At 44.3% G+C, this 2,170-nt stretch carries 1 protein-coding gene; it reads right to left on the bottom strand.

Annotation, left to right across the window (positions count from 1 at the left end; translation table 11 throughout):
* Nucleotides 1-321: 321 nt before the first annotated feature.
* A partial coding sequence (locus NNO02_RS23100; RefSeq protein ID WP_271455860.1) for an ATP phosphoribosyltransferase regulatory subunit occupies nucleotides 322-2,170 on the bottom strand: 1,849 nt, incomplete at its 5' end.

Below are 2,170 nucleotides of genomic sequence, written 5' to 3'. Positions count from 1 at the left end.
CCATGAATAAATAACGCCATGCATCACATTTATTCGCCTTATTTGTTTGTAAAGAAACATTGCATTTATTAATATTTAAATTAAACAATACATAAAATTATCATATGCAACATTACATTAACACTGATTTTGTACGATTTATCAGCGAGTAATTTTGTGATGGCGATCGATTGCGTTCATTTATTCTCGAGAAAAACGTATCGCACAGCGTTTTGTGTTGCTTGTCACAAAACGGGAAATATCCACCAGTGCCTTTTGCCAGATAAAGAACGTTATCCCCGTCAATAAAAGGAAGGTCATTGCTCATTGCGCCCTATCGGGTTACATCATTAACGCCATACTTAAATGCGCTGTCACTTCATGAAGGGGGATTTGCACCCAGCAATGGTTTTCTTCATCACAAAAAGTGACCTCATTGTCGCTACCGTCGATAAGCAAAATAAAACGTGCCCCCTGGCGTTGCGCATTCTTCTGCCGGGTTGATAAGCGTAGCATGGAGCAATCATTGACAATGCTCAAATGCGGGAAATTTCGCCTGAGTCGGCGACCAAGCAGTATTGCCTGATCCCGTGCCCGTTCCTGGCTGGGTATGATGACAACATCGACATGCTTAGCGTAATCGCTGCCTTTTTTCGTAGCGGTGAGCAACTGCATAATCGGCTCCAGCATGAAAGCGAAACCGCATGCAGAGACAGGATGCCCAATTAACCGACTGGCGCTATTGTCGTAACGCCCGCCCCGACACAGTAATTTATTGTGATGCAACGAATCCGCATACCATTCGAAAAGCTGGTCGTTATAGTCATTTACGGGGAAGAGATTTTTATCGTGGGTAAAAGGAATATTCAGTGCAGTCAGTGAGTCGCAAAGATGCGTAAAACGCTGACGGGATTGTAATGACAGGCATGCTTCAAGTTGCGGCGCTTTTTCTGCCAGCCGCAGCATCAAATTATCTTTATCACTCAGTAAACGCTCTGGATGTTGCTCCAGGCAAGCTAACTGCCTGGCATTAAGCAGTGATGCCAGCGGCTGATAGTATTGCTGCAAGTGACGGCGAAATTGAGTGAACTCCTCTACATTGCCTAATGAATTAATTTTGAGTTCGACAAACGGCAACAGTTGTAGCGATTTGAAAAAATCATATTGTAAGGAAATAAGTTCAATCTCAATGCCGATATCTGGATAGCCAAACGCTTCCACACCCAATTGATGAAATTGGCTGATGTTCTGCTGGTTCTGACGACGGAACATTGCCCCCAGATACCATAATCGTGTGCCAATTTGTAAATTCTGATATTGCGATAAAAGCCGTAGACATCCCATCGTTCCATCGCCACGAAATAACGCCTGATGATTAAGCATTAGCTCATCACTTTCACCGGAAAAAGACCTCGTAGCGTTTTCTTCCAACCTTTCAAGAAGCGGCATACGGATCTCCTTGTAGCAATACTGCTGCAATAAATACTCTGCTTTTTTTTCCAGCCACTCCCAGTCCGCGGCGGGGTTCTGGTAATGCTTACGTGGGCGCCCACTTTTCCGTGGCCGCAGATTTCGCTGATATTTTTCTTCCAGTGACTGAGAGTAAGGCGTCGTTGCCAGTAGGCAGTTTTGCACCAGAGATGACTCAATACGCGTAATGACTGCTGGAACAATCATCCCCAGGCAAAAGCGCTGATAGGCACCTGAACGCTGCGCGGCATTTTCTCCGAGGCGCAGGTACTCCTCATGGGGAGTGATCCGCACTTCGGGGGAATCAGCAAAACTATGATGAGGTGTTTCATCTACACAATGGCATTCAACGTATTTTTTTGTCAGCAAGAAATAGGCATTGGGTTCGACGGGGCAGCAATTGTATCGACTATCCCATAGCGTACCATGACGCTGGTGACGGTGGTTGAAGTAGTGGGTGTAACCTTTGGCAATATATTGCATAAAACGCCCGAGGCATTCTTTATCAGGGGCGGACAGAAATAAAAATATTTTCTTTGATGAAAGTGAATACGCATGTAATTTTATTGCATAGATACTCATTGCGGTATCGACGCATTGATAAAAATACTGGTAATCTTCTTCACCTTTAAAAATAGTTTCATCATTATGCCCGCACAATTGCACGAGGTGAGGAATTCCATCGATAAATAATCGGTTTTTTCGTGGCATAGGAATAATG

The organism is Citrobacter sp. Awk 2, assembly GCF_028069815.1.
Lineage (GTDB): Bacteria > Pseudomonadota > Gammaproteobacteria > Enterobacterales > Enterobacteriaceae > Citrobacter.
The sequence above is the reverse complement of the archived record's forward strand: the minus strand, read 5'-3'. Positions and strand labels throughout refer to the sequence as shown.